The sequence below is a fragment of the Streptomyces sp. NPDC050806 genome (genome assembly GCF_055586425.1).
In genome coordinates this window covers 153,891-168,739 of sequence record NZ_JBVJIF010000011.1, presented here as the reverse complement: position 1 = coordinate 168,739, position 14,849 = coordinate 153,891, and the positions used below count along the sequence as shown (strand labels likewise).

General features: G+C 72.2%; 8 protein-coding genes. 7 read left to right on the top strand and 1 reads right to left on the bottom strand.

Translation table 11 applies throughout. The features are described from left to right. Positions 1 to 359 precede the first annotated feature (359 nt). The 5 genes from ACZ6WH_RS32400 (at position 360) to glgB (ending at position 10,576) form a co-directional block, all read left to right on the top strand. Entirely contained in the window at positions 360 to 1,649 is a 1,290-nt protein-coding gene (locus tag ACZ6WH_RS32400) for a S8 family peptidase (RefSeq protein ID WP_469732929.1), read from the top strand. A 330-nt stretch (positions 1,650 to 1,979) separates the two neighbouring features. Next, entirely contained in the window at positions 1,980 to 3,971 is a 1,992-nt protein-coding gene (locus tag ACZ6WH_RS32395) for an alpha-1,4-glucan--maltose-1-phosphate maltosyltransferase (RefSeq protein ID WP_469732927.1), read from the top strand. Further along, positions 3,968 to 5,671 (top strand): maltose alpha-D-glucosyltransferase, encoded by a 1,704-nt coding sequence (treS, locus tag ACZ6WH_RS32390; protein WP_469732925.1) that lies wholly within the window; start codon positions 3,968 to 3,970, stop codon positions 5,669 to 5,671. The genes ACZ6WH_RS32395 and treS overlap by 4 nt, the downstream gene beginning before the upstream one ends. 377 nt (positions 5,672 to 6,048) lie before the next feature. Beyond that, positions 6,049 to 7,653 (top strand): maltokinase N-terminal cap-like domain-containing protein, encoded by a 1,605-nt coding sequence (locus ACZ6WH_RS32385; protein WP_469732923.1) that lies wholly within the window; start codon positions 6,049 to 6,051, stop codon positions 7,651 to 7,653. A 61-nt stretch (positions 7,654 to 7,714) separates the two neighbouring features. Continuing rightward, positions 7,715 to 10,576: a 1,4-alpha-glucan branching enzyme gene (glgB, locus tag ACZ6WH_RS32380; protein ID WP_469732921.1), complete on the top strand. Its 2,862-nt coding sequence runs from the start codon at positions 7,715 to 7,717 to the stop codon at positions 10,574 to 10,576. Between the two features lie 310 nt (positions 10,577 to 10,886). On the opposite strand, the gene ACZ6WH_RS32375 is transcribed toward glgB, so the two are convergent. Continuing rightward, positions 10,887 to 12,299 carry a cation:dicarboxylate symporter family transporter gene (locus ACZ6WH_RS32375; protein WP_469732919.1) on the bottom strand — a complete coding sequence of 471 codons (1,413 nt, stop codon included), beginning with the start codon at positions 12,297 to 12,299 and terminating at the stop codon, positions 10,887 to 10,889. Between the two features lie 152 nt (positions 12,300 to 12,451). Here ACZ6WH_RS32375 and ACZ6WH_RS32370 point away from each other — a divergent pair, with 152 nt between their 5' ends. Continuing rightward, a complete protein-coding gene (locus tag ACZ6WH_RS32370) occupies positions 12,452 to 14,068 on the top strand; it encodes a sensor histidine kinase (protein WP_469732917.1) in 1,617 nt (538 codons plus the stop codon). Next, positions 14,065 to 14,805 (top strand): response regulator, encoded by a 741-nt coding sequence (locus tag ACZ6WH_RS32365; RefSeq protein ID WP_469732915.1) that lies wholly within the window; start codon positions 14,065 to 14,067, stop codon positions 14,803 to 14,805. The genes ACZ6WH_RS32370 and ACZ6WH_RS32365 overlap by 4 nt, the downstream gene beginning before the upstream one ends. Positions 14,806 to 14,849: the final 44 nt, after the last annotated feature.

Genomic DNA, 14,849 nt, shown 5'->3' with positions numbered 1-14,849 from the left:
ACAACCGCTCGAAAGGCCCGCCCCTCGCGCCAGGTGTGCTCCCGTACGCCTCTTGCCGGTCGGGGTGTACGCCGCTTGGCCGAGGTGCCTGCCGTGGAGCGCGGCTTCGGGCGGGCCGGGGGCGCCCCGCCGGGCGCGGGGAACGGGCGGGACGCGGGAATCCGGCCAGAAATCACCGCAACCTTCGCCACGCATCGCTCACCCGATATGGCCGATTCCGCCCCCTCGTCCTCTCTTGTACGGACTCCGGGCCCACGGAAGGCTGCAGGATGGCGTCGGTGGAGCGCGGCGCGGCAGCCGGCGCCACGGAACGGCAACACCCTTGCCCGCCTGTCGAGTTGAAGAGGGGAACTCCGTACATGGCCTGGACACGAATAGCCCGGCGACGGCTGGCGGCGGGGGGTACGGCCGCCACCTCGGCGGCCCTGCTCTGTGCCGCCGCGCTGCCCGCCCACGCCGCGCCGCCCGAGGGCCGGATCCTGGGAGCGGGGGCGGCCGGCGCGGTGCGCAGCAGCTACATCGTCACCCTCAAGGCGGGCGCCCGGGGTGTCGAGGCACGCTCGGCGGCGGGCAAGGGCCTGGCGGCCAAGTACGGGGTGTCGATCCGCCGGACGTACCACAAGGCCATCAACGGCTATGCCATCCGGGCGAACGAGGCCCAGGCCCGGCGTCTCGCGGCCGACCCGGCCGTGGCGGCGGTGAGCCAGAACCGCACGGTACGGCTGACGGACACGGTGGCGGCCCCGGACGGCGGCGCGGCGACGGCGGGCGGCACGGCGGCGGGCAGCGCGGCGACGGCTGCGGGCGGCACCCGCAAGAACCCGCCGTCCTGGGGGCTGGACCGGATCGACCAGGAGAGCCTGCCGCTGGACAAGTCCTACACCGCACCCGCCGCGGGCGGCGCAGGGGTACGGGTGTACGTGCTGGACACCGGCGTGCGCACCGCCCACGCGGACTTCGGCGGCCGCGCCAGAAGCGGGTGGGACTTCGTCGGCGACGACGCGGACGCGAGCGACGAGAACGGCCACGGCACCCATGTGGCCGCCACCATCGCGGGCAGGACGTTCGGCGTCGCCGACAAGGCCCGCGTCGTGTCGGTACGGGTGCTGGACGCCAAGGGGGCGGGCACCACCGAAAACGTCATCGCCGGCATCGACTGGGTGGCGAAGAACGCCCAGAAGCCCGCCGTGGCCAACCTGAGCCTGGGCAGCATGGCCTCGCCGCAGCTCGACCAGGCGGTGCGCAACGCCGTCAGGGCCGGGGTGACGTTCACCGTCGCGGCCGGGAACGACGGCCTGCCGGCCGACCTGTTCTCGCCCGGCCGGGTGCGGGAGGCCCTCACCGTCGGCGCCACCAGCAGCAAGGACGTCCGCGCGGACTTCTCCAACTGGGGCCCGAGCGTGGACCTGTTCGCACCCGGTGTAGGGATCACGTCGGCGTGGCACTCGGACAATGCGGCCTCGAAGACGCTCTCCGGCACTTCGATGGCCGCGCCGCACGCAGCGGGTGCCGCCGCCCTGTACCTGGCGGACCACCCGGGGGCGACCCCGCAGAAGGTGGGGGAAGCGCTGGTCGGCCGGGCTTCGGCGGGCCAGGTGAAGAGCGCCCTGGGCTCACCGAACCGACTGCTCCGGGTCGAGGGCTCCTGACGGAGGTCCCTTCCGGACCGGCACCACGGCCGGCTCCGCCCGAGGGCGGGGCCGGTCCGTTGCTGTCCGCATGCCGCGCGGCCGGTACGTCCGTCTTGATCGACGTGCACTGTTACGTACGAGTAGTTCATCCGCGGGCGGATTGCCCGGCCGCGGCGCGTGGGAAGGCTCAGTCGGAACCCTCGCTGCGTGCCCCCCTCGCGTGTCCCGCCCTGCGCACCTCCAACAGAGTGAAAGGCGACAGGACCGTTCATGCCCGCAACCCGTAAGCCCGCCGCGGAGATACAAAGGACAACACCCCGCAAAGTGTCCCAAGTCTCAGGTGATCCCATGATCGGTCGCATTCCCGTCCTGGACGTCCGTCCCCAGATCGACTGCGGGCGCCGCCCGGCCAAGGCGGTGACCGGCGAAACCTTCGAAGTGTCCGCCACCGTCTTCCGCGAAGGGCATGACGCGGTCGCCGCCAACGTGGTGCTGCGCGACCCGAACGGCAGGAGCGGGCCGTGGACACCGATGCGGGAGCTGGCGCCGGGCACGGACCGGTGGGGCGCGCGGATCACCCCGGACGCCGAGGGCCGCTGGACGTACACCGTGGAGGCCTGGTCGGACCCGGTGACCACCTGGCGGCGCACCGCGCAGGTCAAGATCCCGGCCGGCCAGGACACCGATCTGGTGCTCGCCGAGGGCGCCTCGCTGCACGAGCGGGCGGCGGGCGGGGTGCCGAAGGCCGCGGGGCGTGAGTCGATCCTCCGGGTGGCCGACTCGCTGCGGGACGAGAACCTGCCGGCCGCCACCCGGCTGGCCGCCGCGCTCACCCCCGAGGTGCTGGACACCCTCGGCCGGTATCCGCTGCGCGAACTGGTCAGCGCCTCCCGGCCGATGCCGCTGCTGGTGGAGCGGCGCCGGGCGCTGTACGGCTCGTGGTACGAGCTGTTCCCGCGCTCGGAGGGGGCGTACGAGGCGCCCGACGGGACCATGGTCAGCGGCACGTTCCGGACCGCGGCCGAGCGGCTGCCGGACATCGCCGCGATGGGCTTCGACGTGGTGTACCTGCCACCGGTCCACCCGATCGGCACGACGCACCGCAAGGGCCCGAACAACACGCTCTCCGCCGGCCCGCACGACGTCGGCTCGCCGTGGGCCATCGGTTCGGCCGAGGGCGGCCACGACGCGCTCCACCCGGACCTGGGCACCTTCGAGGACTTCGCGCACTTCGTGCAGACCGCGCGGGACCTGCGGATGGAGGTCGCGCTGGACTTCGCCCTGCAGTGTTCCCCGGACCATCCATGGCTGGACAAGCATCCGGAGTGGTTCCACCACCGCGCCGACGGGACCGTCGCGTACGCCGAGAACCCGCCGAAGAAGTACCAGGACATCCACCCGATCGCCTTCGACGCCGACTTCCGCGGCCTGGTGAAGGAGACCGAGCGGCTGCTGCGCTTCTGGATGGAGAAGGGCGTCCGCATCTTCCGGGTGGACAACCCGCACACCAAGCCGGTGGTGTTCTGGGAGAAGGTGATCTCGGACATCAACCGCACCGACCCCGACGTGATCTTCCTGGCCGAGGCGTTCACCCGCCCCGCCATGATGCGCACCCTCGCGCAGGTCGGCTTCCAGCAGTCCTACACCTACTTCACCTGGCGCAACTCCAAGCACGAGCTGACCGAGTACCTCACCGAGCTCTCCCGGGACTCGGCCTCCTGCATGCGGCCGAACCTGTTCGTGAACACCCCGGACATCCTGCACGCGTACCTCCAGCACGGCGGCCGGGCGGCCTTCGAGGTACGCGCGGTGCTCGCGGCGACGCTCTCCCCGACGTGGGGGGTGTACGCCGGATACGAGCTCTGCGAGGGGACTCCGGTACGAAACGGGAGCGAGGAGTACCTGGATTCGGAGAAGTATCAGCTGCGTCCCCGGGATTGGCAGACAGCGGCACGTGAGGGCCGTAGCATCGCTCCCCTCATCACGGCACTCAACCGGCTGCGCCGCCGCCACCCGGCACTCCAGCAGTTGCGTGATCTGCACTTCCATCATGTCGACAACGACGCGATCCTCGCCTACTCCAAGCGCGAGGGCGCCGACGTGGTGCTCACGGTCGTGAACCTGGACCCGCACCACACCCACGAGGCGACGGTGTCGTTGGACATGCCGGAGCTCGGCCTCGACCGGCACGAGTCCGTACCGGTGCGCGACGAGCTCACCGGCGAGACCTACCACTGGGGCAGGGACAACTATGTGCGCCTGGAGCCGGGCAGTGGCATTGCGCCCGCGCACGTGCTGTCCCTGCGACCGTCCTCACCGATCGGAGGGTCACCCAATTGATCGTCAATGAGCCCGTCCCCGACACGTTCGAGGACACTCCGGCCAAGGACCGCGATCCCGACTGGTTCAAGCGGGCCGTCTTCTACGAAGTCCTGGTGCGGTCGTTCCAGGACAGCAACGGGGACGGCATCGGCGACCTGAAGGGCCTGACGGCCAAGCTGGATCATCTGCAGTGGCTGGGCGTCGACTGCCTCTGGCTGCCGCCGTTCTTCAAGTCCCCCCTGCGGGACGGCGGTTACGACGTCAGCGACTACACCTCGGTGCTGCCGGAGTTCGGTGATCTCGCCGACTTCGTGGAGTTCGTGGACGCCGCGCACCAGCGCGGCATGCGGGTGATCATCGACATGGTGATGAACCACACCAGCGACCAGCACCCGTGGTTCCAGGAGTCCCGCACCGACCCCGAAGGGCCGTACGGCGACTACTACGTCTGGGCGGACGACGACAAGCAGTACCAGGACGCCCGGATCATCTTCGTCGACACCGAGGCGTCCAACTGGACCTTCGACCCGGTGCGCAAGCAGTACTACTGGCACCGCTTCTTCTCCCACCAGCCGGATCTCAACTACGAGAACCCGGCGGTCCAGGAAGAGATGATCTCGGCGCTGCGCTTCTGGCTGGACCTGGGCATCGACGGCTTCCGGCTGGACGCCGTGCCCTACCTCTACGCCGAGGAGGGCACCAACTGCGAGAACCTCCCGCAGTCGCACGCCTTCCTCAAGCGGGTGCGCGCCATGGTCGACGCGCACTACCCGGACACGGTGCTGCTGGCCGAGGCCAACCAGTGGCCGGAGGACGTGGTCGACTACTTCGGCGACGCGGAGTCCGGCGGCGACGAGTGCCACATGGCGTTCCACTTCCCGGTGATGCCGCGGATCTTCATGGCGGTGCGCCGCGAGTCCCGCTACCCGGTCTCGGAGATCCTCGCCAAGACCCCGGAGATCCCGTCCGGCTGCCAGTGGGGCATCTTCCTCCGCAACCACGACGAGCTGACCCTCGAAATGGTCACGGACGAAGAGCGCGACTACATGTACGCGGAGTACGCCAAGGACCCGCGGATGCGCGCCAACATCGGCATCCGCCGCCGGCTCGCGCCCCTGCTGGACAACGACCGCAACCAGATCGAGCTGTTCACCGCCCTGCTGCTCTCCCTGCCCGGCACGCCGATCCTGTACTACGGCGACGAGATCGGCATGGGCGACAACATCTGGCTCGGCGACCGGGACGCGGTGCGCACCCCCATGCAGTGGACGCCGGACCGCAACGCCGGCTTCTCCTCCTGCGACCCCGGACGGCTCTTCCTGCCGACCATCATGGACCCGGTCCACGGCTACCAGGTGACCAACGTCGAGGCCGCGATGTCCTCGCCGGCGTCCCTGCTGCACTGGACCCGGCGCATGATCGAGATCCGTAAGCAGAACCCGGCCTTCGGCCTGGGCACGTACACCGAACTGCCGTCGTCCAACCCGGCGGTCCTGGCGTTCCTCCGCGAATACGAGGACGACCTGGTCATGTGCGTGCACAACTTCTCGCGCTTCGCCCAGCCCACCGAGCTGGACCTGCAGTCGTTCGACGGCCGCCATCCGGTCGAACTGATCGGCGGCGTGCGCTTCCCCGCGATCGGCCAGCTGCCTTATCTGCTGACCCTCGCGGGGCACGGCTTCTACTGGTTCCGGCTGCGCAAGGACGCGGTGGCCTAGCCGGAAAGATGTTCGAGTGCCGGCCGGGATCGCGGGCCGGTGCCATGCGGGCGCCCCGCAAGGAGCGCCCGCTCACCGCCGCGTACGGGCCCGTCGCGCCGGCCGCCCGGCCGCGTCGGGGGCGTGAATTACCCGCCCGTACATGCACGCAAGGCGTGTTCGGGTGTTTTTCGACCTTTCGCCCGGGCAGTCTCCCTACTGCCGCACGGGCCGGACGATCCTCGCGCCGAGCCTGCGGGCGTGGGGACACCTGCCGCAGATTCCGCTGCCGTACGGACGATCCTCGCCCGACACGTCCCGCACCGCCCCACAGTAAAGGCCGTATTCCGGGACACTTTGCCGTAGCTGTCGTGTGCCCGGGGAAAGGACGCGACGTCATGTCGGAAACCGCCTCGACCCGTGCTCTGCAAGGCCGGCACCACCGGCCGCCCGTCACCGCCGCGCCCGGGCTGCTGCCCTCGCTCGTCCCCCTGCTGCGCGAATGGGTGCCACGGCAGCGGTGGTTCGCGGGAAAGGGCCGCCCGGTCACCGGTTTCGACCTGGTCTCCGCCGCCGAACTGCTGCCCGTCGAGGGGTCGGCGGCGCCCGGAATACTGCACCTCCTCGTCCGCGCCCGGCAGCCCGGCCCGCCGGCCCGCACCCCGGAGGACGACGACTGCTACCAGCTGCTGCTCGGCGTGCACGGCACCCTGCCGCCGCGGCTCGCCCACGCCCTGATCGGCCGCCCGGACAAAGGACCGCTGGCCGGACGGACGGTCTACGACGCGCTGCTGGACCCCCGGCTGTGCGCACTCCTGCTGGAACGGCTCCGGGTGCCGGGGCAGCTGGGCGCGCTCCGCTTCACCGTGGCGCCGGACACCGCGGTCGCCTCCGGGCTCACCGCGCGGCCGCTGACCACCGAGCAGTCCAACACCTCGGTGGTGTTCGGCGACGCCTACATCCTGAAGGTCTTCCGCCGGGCCTCCCCCGGCCTCAACCCCGACCTGGAACTTCCGCTGGCGCTGGCCCGCGCCAAGTGCTCCCGGGTGCCGCCGCCGGTGGCCTGGTTCGAGTCATCGGCGGCGGGCCCGGTGAAGCCGGCCGACGGCCCCCGCCATCACGCCGCAGAACCGATCACTCTCGGCGTGCTCACCCCGTTCCTGAACGGCTCGGCAGACGGCTGGCAGCTCGCCCTCAACGCCCTCTCGGTACGGGCCGACTTCACCGGCTCGGCGCGGGCGCTGGGCCACGCCACCGCCGAGGTGCACACCGCGCTCGCCGAGACGCTCCCCACCACCGAGCTGCGCCGCACCCACCTGGAGCTGATCGCCGCCGGTATGACCGGGCGGCTGGACGCGGCGGCCCGTGCCGTCCCGGCGCTGCGCCCGTACCGCAACCGGCTGCGCGCCGCCTTCCAGGCGCTGACCACCCTCGGCGAGGACGGCCGCGCCTTCGACGCCCAGCGCATCCACGGCGACCTGCACCTGGGCCAGACCCTGCGCACCGCAGGCGAGGGCCGCTGGTCGGTCATCGACTTCGAGGGCGAGCCGGCCCGGCCGCTGGCGGAAAGGCGCGATGTCCAGCCCGCGGTACGCGACGTCGCCGCTATGCTCCGGTCCTTCGACTACGCGGCGCGCAGCGGCCCCGGCGGCGGCGACGCCTGGTCGCTGGAGTGGGCGCGGCGCGCACGGGCCGCGTTCTGCCGCGGTTACGCCGAGGCCGGCGGCCTGGATCCGGACTCCGTTCCGGAGCTGATGCGCGCGTACGAGACCGACAAGGCCGTGTACGAGGTGCTCTACGAGGCCCGGCACCGGCCGGACTGGCTGCCGATCCCGATGGCCGCCGTCCGCCGGCTCGCCGGTGCCGACCCGCACCTCGGCACCGACCCGCACCTGACGACCGACCCCCATGTGGGCGCGGGGCCCGACCCCTACGCCGACACGGAACCGGAGGAGGGCGACCCGTCGTTCACCGCCTCCGCCCCGCCCGAGGACCGCAGCTGACCACCGTGCACAGCGCTTCGATCCCCCGACCGCCCGACCGCCCCGCCAGGAGGCTCCTCCCGTGACCCCCCGTCCGCCGTCCCGCCCCTCGTCCGACCCCGCCGCAGCGCCCGACGCCGACGTACCGCACACCTTCCTGCCGGCCCCCGCCCGGCCGGAGGGGGAGCAGGAGGCGCCGCCGGACCGGCGCACCGGGCCCGGCCCGGAGGCGGAGGCGGCCGCCGAAGCCCCCGCGCAGCCGGCGCGGAAGAAGACCTCACGTGCGAAGCCGGCCCGCGGCGGTGCCGAGCCGCCCGACGCGCCGGCCACCGAGGTGAAGCCGGCCGGTACCTCGGTGACCGAAGCCCCGGCGGTCGGGGAACCGGCCACCGGGGCCGCCGCCGAGAAGCCCGCCACCCGGAAGAAGACCGCCGCGAAGAAGACCACGGCCAGGAAGGCCACGGCGAAGAAGACCACGGCCGAAGCGGCCGGGAAGGCCGCCACGAAGAAGACCGCCGCGAAGAAGACGGATGCCGGGAAGACCGGCGCCGGGAAGACGGCGGCGGGCAGGGCGAAGGTCACCGCCGCGCGGACCCCGGCCACGAAGGCCGCCGCCGCGCGGATCCCGGCGGCGCAGGGCGCCCCCGCCGATCCGGCCGCCGCCCGGACGGCCGGGACCGCCCGGCCGGCGGGCTCCGGGCCCGAGGGCGCCACGTCGCCCGGCGGCCGGGGCGGTGTGCTGCCAGCGGATCCGCTGGGCGACACCGACCGCGGCCGGCTGCTGTCCGGTACGCACCACGAGCCGCACGCGGTGCTCGGCGCGCACCCGGTGGGCGGCGGGGTCCTCTTCCGCGCGCTGCGTCCGTACGCCACCTCGGTGGCCGTGCTCGCCGAGGGGCTGCGGGCCGAGCTGCCGCACGAGGGCGACGGGATCTTCGCCGGGGTGCTGCCGCTGCCGGAGATCCCCGACTACCGGCTGGTGGTCACCTACGGCGAGGGCCCGGACGGCCACGAGGTGACCGTCCACGACCCGTACCGCTTCCTGCCCGCCATCGGCGAGCTGGACCTGCACCTGATCGGCGAGGGCCGGCACGAGGAGCTGTGGCAGGCGCTCGGTGCCCGGGTCATGGAGCACGAGGGCGTGCCCGGCACCCGCTTCACGGTGTGGGCGCCGAACGCGCAGGGCGTCCGCGTCGCCGGGAACATGAACTACTGGGACGGCACGGTCTACCCGATGCGCTCCCTCGGCTCCACCGGCGTGTGGGAGCTGTTCGTGCCGGGGCTGGGCGAGGGCGAGCTGTACAAGTTCGACATCGCCCGCCCGGACGGCAGCCACACGCTGCGCATCGACCCGATGGCCCGGCGGACCGAGTGCCCGCCCGCCAACGCCTCGGTCGTCGACGTCTCGCGCCACGAGTGGAGCGATGCGGAGTGGATGGCGCGCCGGGCCGAACGCCCGGTGCACACCGCGCCGTTGTCCGTCTACGAGGTCCATCTGCCGTCCTGGCGGCCGGGCCTGACCTACCGCGAACTCGCCGAGCAGCTGCCCGCGTACGTCAAGGATCTCGGCTTCACCCATGTGGAGCTGATGCCGGTCGCGGAGCACCCCTTCGGCGGGTCGTGGGGGTACCAGGTCACCGGCTTCTACGCGCCGACCGCCCGGCTCGGCTCGCCGGACGACTTCAAGTACCTGGTCGACGCGCTGCACCGGGCCGGCATCGGCGTGATCATGGACTGGGTGCCGGCGCACTTCCCGCGCGACGACTGGGCGCTCGCGGAGTTCGACGGGCGGACGCTGTACGAGCACGAGGACCCGGCGCGCGCGGCGCACCCCGACTGGGGCACCCTCGAATTCGACTACGGCCGCACGGAGGTGCGTAACTTCCTGGTCGCCAACGCCGTCTACTGGTGCTCCGAGTTCCACATCGACGGGCTGCGCGTGGACGCCGTCGCCTCGATGCTCTACCTGGACTACTCCCGGGAGCACGGCGAGTGGACGCCCAATCAGTACGGCGGCCGGGAGAACCTGGACGCGGTCGCCTTCCTCCAGGAGATGAACGCCACGGTCTACCGGCGCTGCCCGGGCGTGGTGACCATCGCCGAGGAGTCCACCGCCTGGGACGGCGTCACCCGCGCCACGCACCACGTCGGGCCCGGCAGCTTCGGCGGTCTGGGCTTCGGCCTGAAGTGGAACATGGGCTGGATGCACGACTCGCTGGTCTACATGTCCAAGGAGCCGGTGCACCGCAAGTACCACCACAACGAGATGACCTTCTCGATGGTGTACGCCTACTCCGAGAACTACGTGCTGCCCATCTCGCACGACGAGGTCGTGCACGGCAAGCGGGCGCTGGTCTCGAAGATGCCCGGCGACTGGTGGCAGCAGCGCGCCAACCACCGCGCGTACCTGGGCTTCATGTGGTCCCACCCGGGCAAGCAGCTGCTCTTCATGGGCCAGGAGTTCGCCCAGGGCGCCGAGTGGTCCGAGGAACAGGGCCCCGACTGGTGGCTGCTGGACCCGGCGTACGACGCGGCGCCCGACCACCGGGGGGTACGTGACCTGGTCCGTGAACTGAACCGCCAGTACGCGGCCACCCCGGCGCTGTGGGAGCGGGACACCGATCCGGGCGGCTTCGCCTGGATCGACGGCGGCGCGTGGGAGGACAACGTCCTCTCGTTCGTGCGCTACGACGCCGCCGGCGACCCGCTGCTCGCGGTCGCCAACTTCTCGCCGGTGGTGCGGCACGAGTACCGCCTCGGCGTGCCGGAGAACGTCCCGTCCTGGCGGGAGGTGCTCAACACCGACGAGGAGCGGTTCGGCGGCAGCGGCGTGACCAACACCGGGGAGCTGAAGTCCGAGCCGGTGCCGTACCACGGCCGCTCCGCCTCGATCGCGCCGGTGCTGCCGCCGCTCGCCACGATCTGGCTGCGCCCCGAGGGCTGACGGCCGTACCGACGTGCTTGCGGGCCGGTGTCGCACCCCCTGCTCGTACGCACAAGAAAGGGGCCCGCCGGCGTCTGCCGCCGGCGGGCCCCGTTCCCCCGTGATCCCCCGTACCCCCGTTCACCGGCGGCTTCCCGCCGGCCCTGCCGACTCTGCCGCTTCACAGCGTCCGGCGACAGTCCCGCCACGGGTTCGTTTCCCGCCCGCGACGCCTTGAGACGCAATCGAGAAATTCCGTACAAGATCGCGAACTTCGAAGGCCCCTGCCGCGTGATGCGGCGGGGGCCTTCGTGGCGGGGCGCGGAACGCGTCAGACGGCGGCCTTGTCGCCCTCGGGGCGCGGCTGCGGGACGTCGGCGTCGTCCTCGGCTGCCGGGCCGTGGCCGTCGTCGACGAGGGTCGTCTCGTCGAACGGGCGGTTGCCCGCCAGGACCTCGCTCACCCGGGACTTGTCGATCTCCTTGGTCCAGGTGCCGATGAGGACCGTGGCGACCGCGTTGCCGGCGAAGTTGGTCAGCGCGCGGGCCTCGCTCATGAAGCGGTCGATGCCGACGATCAGGCCGACGCCGTCGACCAGGTCGGGGCGGTGCGACTGGAGGCCGCCGGCCAGGGTGGCCAGGCCGGCGCCGGTGACACCGGCGGCACCCTTGGAGGCGATGATCATGAAGACGAGGAGCGAGATCTGCTGGCCGATGGAGAGCGGGCTGCCCATCGCCTCGGCGACGAACAGCGAGGACATCGTCAGGTAGATCGCGGTGCCGTCGAGGTTGAAGGAGTAGCCGGTCGGGACGGTGATGCCGACCACCGGCTTGCTGACGCCCAGGTGCTCCATCTTCGCGATCAGCCGCGGCAGCGCCGACTCCGAGGAGGAGGTGGAGAGGATCAGCAGGAACTCGCGGCCCAGGTACTTCAGCAGCGAGAAGATGTTCACGCCGGCGATCAGCCGCAGCAGCGACCCCAGGACGACGATCACGAAGAGCAGGCAGGTGACGTAGAAGCCGACCATGATGACGGCGAGGGACTTCAGGGCGTCCAGGCCGGTCTCGCCGACCACCGCGGCGATGGCGCCGAAGGCACCCACGGGCGCGGCCCACATGATCATGGACAGGACGCGGAACACCAGCTTCTGGAGGTGGCCGATGCCGCGCAGGATCGGCTCGCCCGAGCGGCCCATCGCCTGGAGCCCGAAGCCCACCAGCAGCGCGACCAGCAGGGTCTGGAGCACCTCACCGGTGGTGAAGGCGGAGACCAGGGTGGTCGGGATGATGCCGAGCACGAACTCCGAGCTGGACTCGCCGCCGCCCTCGGACTGCGCCTGGCCCGCGTGCCGGACCGTCTCGGTCAGGTGCATGCCGGAGCCGGGCTCCAGGATGTTGCCGACGACCAGGCCGATGGCGAGGGCCACGGTGGACATCAGCATGAAGTAGCCGAGCGCCAGGCCGCCGACCGCGCCGACCTTGGCGGCCTTCCGTACGGAGCCGACGCCGAGGACGATCGTGCAGAAGATGACCGGCGAGATCATCATCTTGATGAGGTTCACGAAGCCCGTGCCGAGCGGCTTCAGCTCCACGGCGACGCCCGGCGCGATGAAGCCGACCGCGATGCCGAGCACTACGGCGCCGATGACGGCGATGTAGAGGTAATGGGTGCGGTCACGCTTCTTCGGCGCGGGCGTGGCGGGCTCGCCGGGGGTCCCGCCACCCGGCAGGGTCGTTGCGGCCACGACTGCCTCCTGTCCTCGATTGTCCGGTTCTGCGTGCGACCTGCGGCTCTTGAACGCAAAACAAAGTCCCGGCGACTATGCACCCCCCTCCTGATCACGTCACCCTTACGTACATTTCGTTCATGTAAACGTGACCGGGCAAACTTATGCACATGCGCCTTCCCCGTCCCCGCAGCCTGGCCGGCCAGCTCTTCGCCCTGCAGGCCGTGCTCCTGGCGGTCGTCGTCGCGGGCTGCGCCGTCTTCGCCTACCTCAACGCCAGCGAGCAGGCCGAGGAGACCGCGCGCCGCCGGACCACTGCCGTCGCGACCTCCGTGGCCAACGCCCCCGAGGTCGCGCGGGCGGTCCGCTCCGAGGACCCCACGAAGCTGCTCCAGCCGTACACCGAGCGGGTGCGCAAGGCCGCGGGCGTGGCCTTCGTCGTGGTGATGGACACCGACAAGACCCGGTATACCCATACACGGCCGTCCGCCATCGGCGAGAAGTACCTCGGCCACATCGGCCCCGCGCTGCGCGGCGACGTCTACCACGAGACCCATCGGGGGACGCTGGGGCCGTCCGTGCGGGTGGTGGCGCCCGTACGGTCCGGCGGCAAGGTCGTCGCGCTGGTCAGCTCCGGCATCACGGTCGAGACGATCAGTGACGGGCTGCGCCGCCAGATGCTCTCGCTGATCCTGGTCGCGGCCGCCGCGCTGGCCCTGGGCGGCGTCGGCACGTACGTCGCCAACGCCCGGCTGCGGCGCCATACGCACGGGATGAACGCCGCCGAGCTGAGCCGGCTGCACGACTACCACCAGGCCGTGCTGCACGCCGTACGCGAAGGGCTGCTGCTGCTCGACGGGCGGCGCGCGGTCGCCCTGATCAACGACGGGGCGCGCGAGCTGCTGGGCCTGGACGGGAACGCGGTGGGCCGGCCGGTCGCCGGGCTGGGGCTGCCCGCGCCGCTCACCGAGGCGCTGCTCTCCCCCGGCCCGCGCGTCGACGAGCTGCACCTGTCCGCCGACCGGGTGCTCGTCGTGAACACCTCGCCGGTCGACGGGGGCGAGCGGCGCGGCACGCTGGTCACCCTGCGCGACCACACCGAGCTGCAGGCGCTCTCCGGCGAGCTGGACTCGGTACGCGGCTTCGCCGAGGCGCTGCGCTCACAGGCGCACGAGGCCGCCAACCGGCTGCACACCGTCGTGTCGCTGATCGAGCTGGGCCGCGCCGAGGAGGCGGTGGAGTTCGCCACCGCCGAGCTGGAGCTGGCACAGGCCCTGACCGACCGGGTGACGGGCGCGGTCGCCGAGCCGGTGCTCGCCGCGCTGCTGCTGGGCAAGGCCGCGCAGGCGAACGAGTACGGCGTGGAGCTGACGCTGACCGAGGACAGCGGGATCGACGACGGGCTGCTGCCCGACCGGCTGCCCGCCCGCGACCTGGTGACCGTCCTGGGCAACCTCGTCGACAACGCGATCGACGCCGCGTCGGGCACGCACCCGGCGGGCGGGGCGGGCCGCGTCGTGGTCACCGCGCGTGCCACGGACGGCGAGCTGCTGCTGCGGGTCGCCGACTCCGGGCCCGGCGTGGACCCGGGACACGCCGAGGAGATCTTCCGGCGCGGCTGGACGTCGAAGGAGAGCGGCTCTACGGTGCACGGCCGGGGCCTGGGACTGGCCATCGTGCGGCAGACTGTGCGCCGCCACGGCGGCACGGTCACCCTCGACCGGGCACCCGAGGGCGGTGCGGCGTTCGCCGTCCGCCTGCCACTGCGGACGGAGCGGCGGGAATGACCCCACAGGACGGCACGGGCGGCACCCCGCCGACCGACACCACCGGCGGCACTCCGAAGGCCCCGGAGTCCCCCATCCGGGTGCTGGTCGTCGAGGACGACCCCGTCGCGGCCGACGCGCACGCGCTGTACGTCGGCCGGGTCGCGGGCTTCACCGTGTCCGGCACCGTGCACACCGCCGCAGCGGCCCGCCGCCACCTCGACCAGCACCCCGTCGACCTGCTCCTGCTGGACCTGTTCCTGCCCGACGGACACGGGCTCCAGCTGGTACGGACGCTGCGCGCTGCCGGGCACACCGCGGACATCTTCGCGGTGACCTCGGCCCGCGACCTGACCGTCGTACGGGAGGGCGTCTCGCTGGGCATCGTGCAGTACGTCCTGAAGCCGTTCACCTTCTCCACGCTGCGCGACCGGCTCACCCGCTACGCCGTCTTCCGCTCGTCGGCCGGCGAGGCCGCCGGCCAGGACGAGGTGGACCGGGCCATCGGCGCGCTGCGGGCGCCGCAGCCGGCCACCCTGCCCAAGGGGCTGACCCGGGCGACGCTGCGGGCGGTGACCGACGCGCTGCGGGCGGCACCGGAGGGGCTGTCGGCGGGCGCGGCGGCCGAGACGGTGGGCATCTCCCGGATCACGGCCCGCCGCTATCTGGAGCACCTGGCCACCACGGGCCGCGCGGCCCGCAGCCCGCAGTACGGGCACGTGGGCCGCCCCGAGCTGCGGTACACCTGGCTGCACTGAGCCCGGCCCGTGACCGGACGCGCGCCCGGCCAATAACAACGTTG